We start from the raw sequence: 6295 nt of genomic DNA, 5'->3' as shown, positions 1-6295 counted from the left end.
ACCTCCATCTATCGATCCTACTACGAATACGACGTGAGAGGTGCTTTTATCTGTCTCATTTATTTAGGTCACTCCAATCCTACTACGAATACGACGTGAGAGGTGCTTTTATCTGTCTCATTTATTTAGGTCACTCCACATTGAACGGGGGGCTTTCTATTTTTATGAAAATTTTTATTTATTATGACAGCTTTATTGTTTCATCCAAACCATACTTGCGATAAAAAGATGACTATGGAAACCGTCAGCCCTCCAAGTATTGTAGAAATAAGCACGCTCTGGGCAGCATATTCCGGATAATTATCGTATTCAAGCGCAAACAGGGCACTGTTTCTCGACATAGGAAACGAACTTGCAATAAATAACGCCTGGGCAATCGTTCCTTCAAGCTGAAGCAGCCAAATAATTCCTAAAGCGATAATTGGAGCTCCCACTAATCGAAGACTGATGGTAAAAAAGAAGAAAGCGGATAAATATTTCAGCTTCGGGTAAGCAATCTGTGCTCCGAGGACAAGAAGCGCCAGGGCCGTAAATCCCGCAGCGATCTGATTTAACACCTGCTCTGCCGCTTTTGGCAGTGAAAGATTAAATATGTAGAACACAAGACCAAGAGCTAAAGCGTAAATCGTAGGCGTTTTAAACAAAGGGGCCATCGTTTCTTTTATTCCTGATTTCTGTGTGGTTGCAGAAGTGAAAACTCCATATGTAAATGTTAAAAAGTTTTGGAACATCAGTACAATAATTTGGATCGACACCCCGAGCGGGTTGGAAGCGAACACCAGCTGGCTCACCGGAAGCCCGAAGTTTCCTGAATTCATAAGTACTACGCTGTTTTTAAATGTCGCCGTAAGCTTCGCATCCATCCCGAACAGTTTGACACATATGCCGGCAAGCAGAGTCAAAATAAAAAACTGGATAATCAAAAAGGCGCCAACGTCAAGTAAGAGAGACGATTCCACTTCCATGGCAGAAATATTTGTAAAAATAACGACCGGGAGAAAAAGTCCTGTTAACAGCTTGGAAAGCGTACTGAGATGAAAATCATATATTCGATGAAGTACTGCTCCGAGCAGCAGTAAAATAAAGATTGGAAGCATTACTTCAAGCATAATTATTGGTAAAAAGGACAAGAAAGCATCTCTCCCCTGCAGTCGGTAATATAAATAATTTTACCTTTCTTGAATATACTAATAATCCTCTCCACAAGCAATGAAAATGGTAAATTTATCCTCAAATGCGCTAAATAATTATTCACTGTTAAGAGTGCGCCAACGTTAATCGCATTTATTATTTTTAACTCCCGGTATGATAGTATATTGCCTGATTTATGCCTGAAAAAAGACAAAAAAGGCTAAGCTCCCCTGAATCGGGCTCTTCCTATTGCATGTGTCGATGAAAGCGTTTAACATATAAGTTAGACATCTGATGACCATATCTTAAGAAGAACTCAACTTCATTTTAACTTATTTCCTCATCTAAAGGAGACACGTCTATGCTGATGCTGGTCGCGCTAAGCGCTGTCATTTTTCCATTTATTTTTCTTGTTCTGCTTCGTATGCCTGCCATTAAAGGAATGACTCTCAGTTCTGTTATTGTGCTCCTGCTTGCCGTTACAGTCTGGGGTATGGGGAGCCAGGTTATTCTTTCTTCTATTCTGCAGGGTGCCCATAAAACATTAACCATTCTGCTTATTTTATTTGGAGCGCTCGTACTGCTGAATACACTTCGGAGAAACGGAGCTGTAGACCGTATTAACCAGGGGTTTCAAAGTATTTCAAAGGATATGCGGGTGCAGCTGATTATTGTAGCTTTTCTGTTTGGTTCCCTGCTTGAAGGGGCTGCTGGCTTCGGCACCCCGGCAATGATTACGGCTCCGCTGATGCTTGCTCTGGGCTTTAAGCCGCTTGCTGCAGTATCTACTGCGCTTATAGCGGACAGTTCAGCCGTTGCTTTTGGAGCCGTCGGTACGCCCGTCATTGTCGGTCTCAGCACGCTTGATGCAGCGGGTCCTGCCTTTTTCCAGGAAGTTGGTATTACAGTTACATTAATTGATTTGTTCGGCGGCACCTTTATACCGTTTATTCTAATCGTGGTACTAACCCTGTTTTTTGGAAAAGGCAGAGGATTGAAGGATGCTTGGCCGATGCTTCCATGGACCCTGATGGTCGGAGCTGTGTACACGTCGTCAGCATTATTATACGCGTTCTTGTTCGGCCCGGAGTTTGTCGCTATTTTGGGAGCGCTCACCGGACTCGCTGCAGCAGCATTCACCGCAAAAAAAGGAATTCTGCTTCCAAAAGATATCTGGACGGATGCCCTGCAGGACGATTTCAAGATTGATACTAAAAGATCCGACATGGGTCTTCTTACCGCCTGGTCTCCGTACCTGATCGTGGTGGCCCTCCTGCTTTTAACAAGAATTGTCCCATGGCTGCGGGAGTTTACGACTACGGTTCTTGACCTTTCCTGGACTAATATTTTAGGGGTTGAAGGGATAACCTCCAATTGGGAGCTGCTGTATTCTCCCGGAACCATTCTTACTATTACTGCACTGCTTGCAGTACTGATTCAACGGCGTTCATTTAAAAATTTCACGGCTTCTTCAAAGGAAGCTCTTTCCACTATCAAAATCACCGGAATTACTTTATTTGCCACGCTTGTGATGGTGCATGTGTTCAGTAACTCCGGCGTCAACACCAGCGATATTACCAGTATGCCGGAGTATATTGCAGCCGGGATGGCAGCTGCTTTCGGTCCGATGTGGATTCTTGTCGCCCCGTTTCTCGGGGAGCTTGGATCATTTATTACTGGAAGTGCCACCGTTTCCACTCTCACGTTCTCTCCTGTACAATACAGTATCGCCAATGCTACTGGAGTAGATGCCAGTGTCGTACTGGGTGCACAGCTTGTAGGCTCCGGTGCCGGAAACATGATTTGCATTCATAACGTGGTCGCTGCATGTGCAGTAGTCGGCATGGAGGGAAAAGAAGGCAGCGTCATCCGCAAAACGCTCGGTCCGGCCATTCTTTACGGGGTGCTCGCAGGAGTTGGAGGATTTATTATAATGAATGTATTCTAATATAAAAAAACAGGCATGACCCTTGAATAAGCGTCATGCCTGTTTTTATTCTTACTTTAAAGCTGTCCGGCTCCCATGTAACGTGGACCCCAGTAAGAGCTGTCAAGACTCGAAGTAGTTACGCCTGTAGAAGAACCGGAATGAACAAATTCATTGTTCCCTACGTAAATACCCGCGTGAGAAGCTCCGCCTCTCGTGTTAAAGAACACAACATCTCCTGGAGAAGGATTCGAAACACTTGAGCTGGCGCTATACATGCCTGAAACGGTCCTCGGTATGCTTTCACCGTGCTGCTCGTATACGTAGTTAATAAATCCACTGCAATCAAATCCACCTGGAGACTCGCCGCCCCATACATAAGGTGACCCGATGTATTGCTTAGCCGTACTTGTAATACCAGAGCTGCTGCTTGTAGATACTCCCGCTACCTGTTCACCCGAAGAGCCTGAGCCCATTAAAGAACCCTGCGTCGATGGACCGGCTACGCCGTAATAATTACCAGCCGGAGACGAAATGCCGTGGTCAGATTGATATTCTTTTACGGCGCTTAACGTTCTTGGACCGAATCTCGAGCCTGTATATCCGTGGAAATACCCTTCGTCCTTTAAAGTTTCCTGCAGATCGTTTACCGAGGAATTCGTGTCTCCGTAAGATAAAGATCCGTGATCATCGATTGATGCGTCTGCTGCCTGCGGGGCACCAAGTAGAACTCCTGCTGTAATTGCTGTTCCAAAAAGATATTTTTTCATTATAATGTTCACTCGTCGTAGTACCTATCACCGAAACTTGATTAAGTAGGTATTGTTTATTTTTCTTATATGTTTACTTGCCTTTTTGCCATAAGACTGGAGCAACAACGGCTGGCCACGACGGAGTGAAACTGCACCTCCATTAAGTAGTTTAAAGATTTTTATGTGCGCTGACTGAATCAGCAACTCAACATGACCGAGTATATCTGACCCAGCGTGGTTAAACAACGACATTAGGACATTTGTAATCTCATTTTAATAAAAGTAATATTTTATACATTAATTAGGTAAATAAAATTTAATATCTTTTTAAATACATCATAAACGCTATGACTATGGAAAAAGAATGACATTATACTTCATCAAAAGGTTCTGCTCTGAAAAACTCGGATATAAGGCAGCATATTCTTCATTTTTTAATTTCTATTTTTAAATAAATGGACTGGCCTGAATCAATACAAAAAAAGCTGTCCCGGGTTTCCCCGGAGACAGCCCTGGCGCTTTAATTCAAGTGTTTACGCTGCACTTGAAGATTCATCTGCCTTCCTGCTTTCCATCCGGTGAAGCAGTACTGTGAGCAGAATACCGATGACAGAAAGAGCCGCCCCGCAGAGGGTCAGCACAAAAAACGTCGCTCCCGTGTTCAGTACAATCGTTCCCAGAGTAGCTCCGAGCGCATTTGCCAGGTTAAAGGCGGCTGCAGCTATTGTTCCGGCAAGAGAAGGGGCATGCTGCCCGGTAATCAGCAGCTTGGCATTTAGCAGCGGAACTGTACCGAACGCAAACATTCCGAGTAAAAAGCTTGCGATAAATAACGTGCCGATAACGCTGATCATTGGTATAAAGAAGACCAAAATGAGTGTCAAAAGCAGAAACGCAATACGCAGCCTGCTCGTTAAATGATTAAGCGGGATACGGCTCGAAAGAAAATTCCCGGCGACAGCCCCAGTGCCGAACGCAAATAACGCGAATGTCACCCCTATGACATCCACACCACCGATTTCACGCAGAATCGGTTCCTTGAACACATAGGTGGTAAAAACCCCGGAATAGCCGAGAATAACGATGGCAAGCGTCATAAGAAATGTCTTTTCTTTAAAGACACCAAGTTCATATTTCACTTTTGGTATTTCGGTTGGCTTTTCATTTGGCAGGGTCAGCACAAGCCCGATTAGCGTAATCAATCCAAGAACAGCAATCATCCAGAATACAATTCTCCATTCCAGCACGCCGCCAAGATACGATCCGAACGGCACCCCAAGCATAATCGATATGGTTAAGCCGCCCTGCACAGCAGCAATGGCCTGCCCTCTTTTCGACGGAGCCACAATATGGTGAGCCATCGCAAGACTAAGACCGAAAAACGGAGCGTGAATCGCCGCTGAAATCAGGCGCGCTACCACAAGCACAGTAAAAGATGTTGCCACTGCTGCCAGTACGTTACTTAGCACAAAGACTGCCATGCAGGAAATCAGGACCGGCTTGACCGGAAACTTCATCGTCGTAATACGAAAGATGGGTCCAAAAACTGCCACACTGATAGCATACACACTGAGCAGAAGACCAGTAAGAGAAACAGGTACGTTTAAATCGTTCGATAATTGAGTGACAAGACCAGTAATCACGTATTCAGTCATACCAATAGAAAAAGTCCCTATCATAAAAGCGATAATAATGGCCCGGTTCGTACGAAGAATACCCATCTTTGCCACCTCTCTTTTTTAACTATGAGAGACTATGGTAAAGCGTTTAACCTTAATTGTCCACCCCTATAAAAAAATGCTGCCGTCGAAACGGCAGCAATGTTTGCTTATCCTGATTTTATTCTTTCCACGGTGAATGCAGAACACATTCGCAAAAATCAGGACTCTTATAATCTGGCATAAACCGCTCACAAACATCCGCTTTAATATTCCCAAATGTCGTCTCGAGCTTATGCTTAAATCCTTCATAAAAAGCAGGAAGAATTCTTTCTTTAAAATTATTCCGGGGGTACGCGCTCACGACTTCTTCCCGTAATTTTTCAGGAAACTGGTGGTATCCGTCCCCCATAACGTCAAGGCCCACTCCTGAATAAAGGAGGGAAACCTCGGACTCTTTATACTCTGCAACCCCAATTGTCGTATGCAGAGCGATAGCGTCCCACACAAGACGAATGGATTCATCCTCCATGTTATGCTGCTGCAGGAAGCTGCGGGCTGCATTGGCCCCGTCTACCTCAAACCGTTTATCAGGACTGCTGTACTGAGTCGTCAGCCCGAGATCATGGAACAATGCACTCACATATAACAGCTCCGAATCATACTTCAGTCCGGCTTCCCTTCCCTGAATTTCCCCGAAAAGATATGCGCGGTTCGAGTGATTCCAAAGCAGTTCGGACCCGTATTCCCTCAACAGATCAGCTGCTTCTTTTGCTATTTTACTGTCAGGAATTTTCACTCCTGCTACACTATTTGCCATGTTCATT

The 6295-nt window shown here is 44.6% G+C and carries 5 protein-coding genes; 1 reads left to right on the top strand and 4 read right to left on the bottom strand.

Annotated elements, in window-relative coordinates:
• Window positions 1-200: 200 nt before the first annotated feature.
• Window positions 201-1130, bottom strand: coding sequence for an AEC family transporter (locus ACTTK7_RS15315; protein ID WP_462868961.1), 930 nt, complete (start codon window positions 1128-1130; stop codon window positions 201-203).
• Window positions 1131-1492: 362 nt separating this feature from the next.
• Here ACTTK7_RS15315 and ACTTK7_RS15310 point away from each other — a divergent pair, with 362 nt between their 5' ends.
• A complete protein-coding gene (locus ACTTK7_RS15310) occupies window positions 1493-3079 on the top strand; it encodes an L-lactate permease (RefSeq protein ID WP_462868960.1) in 1587 nt (528 codons plus the stop codon).
• 56 nt (window positions 3080-3135) lie between these two features.
• On the opposite strand, the gene ACTTK7_RS15305 is transcribed toward ACTTK7_RS15310, so the two are convergent.
• From ACTTK7_RS15305 to ACTTK7_RS15295, 3 genes are all read right to left on the bottom strand, one after another.
• Window positions 3136-3828, bottom strand: coding sequence for a C40 family peptidase (locus ACTTK7_RS15305; protein WP_462868959.1), 693 nt, complete (start codon window positions 3826-3828; stop codon window positions 3136-3138).
• 515 nt (window positions 3829-4343) lie between these two features.
• A complete protein-coding gene (locus tag ACTTK7_RS15300; RefSeq protein WP_462868958.1) occupies window positions 4344-5531 on the bottom strand; it encodes an MFS transporter in 1188 nt (395 codons plus the stop codon).
• A gap of 118 nt (window positions 5532-5649) precedes the next feature.
• Window positions 5650-6288, bottom strand: coding sequence for an HD domain-containing protein (locus ACTTK7_RS15295; protein WP_462868962.1), 639 nt, complete (start codon window positions 6286-6288; stop codon window positions 5650-5652).
• Window positions 6289-6295: the final 7 nt, after the last annotated feature.

The organism is Marinococcus tarijensis (assembly GCF_054971385.1).
This window is presented reverse-complemented; position numbering and strand designations above follow the sequence as displayed.

What these genes read in the sequence shown, in the direction of transcription:
- ACTTK7_RS15295 (WP_462868962.1), bottom strand. Translation starts at nt 6,288, where the DNA reads ATGGCAAATAGTGTAGCAGGAGTGAAAATTCCTGACAGTAAAATAGCA.
- ACTTK7_RS15305 (WP_462868959.1), bottom strand. Translation starts at nt 3,828, where the DNA reads ATGAAAAAATATCTTTTTGGAACAGCAATTACAGCAGGAGTTCTACTT.
- ACTTK7_RS15300 (WP_462868958.1), bottom strand. Translation starts at nt 5,531, where the DNA reads ATGGGTATTCTTCGTACGAACCGGGCCATTATTATCGCTTTTATGATA.
- ACTTK7_RS15310 (WP_462868960.1), top strand. Translation starts at nt 1,493, where the DNA reads ATGCTGATGCTGGTCGCGCTAAGCGCTGTCATTTTTCCATTTATTTTT.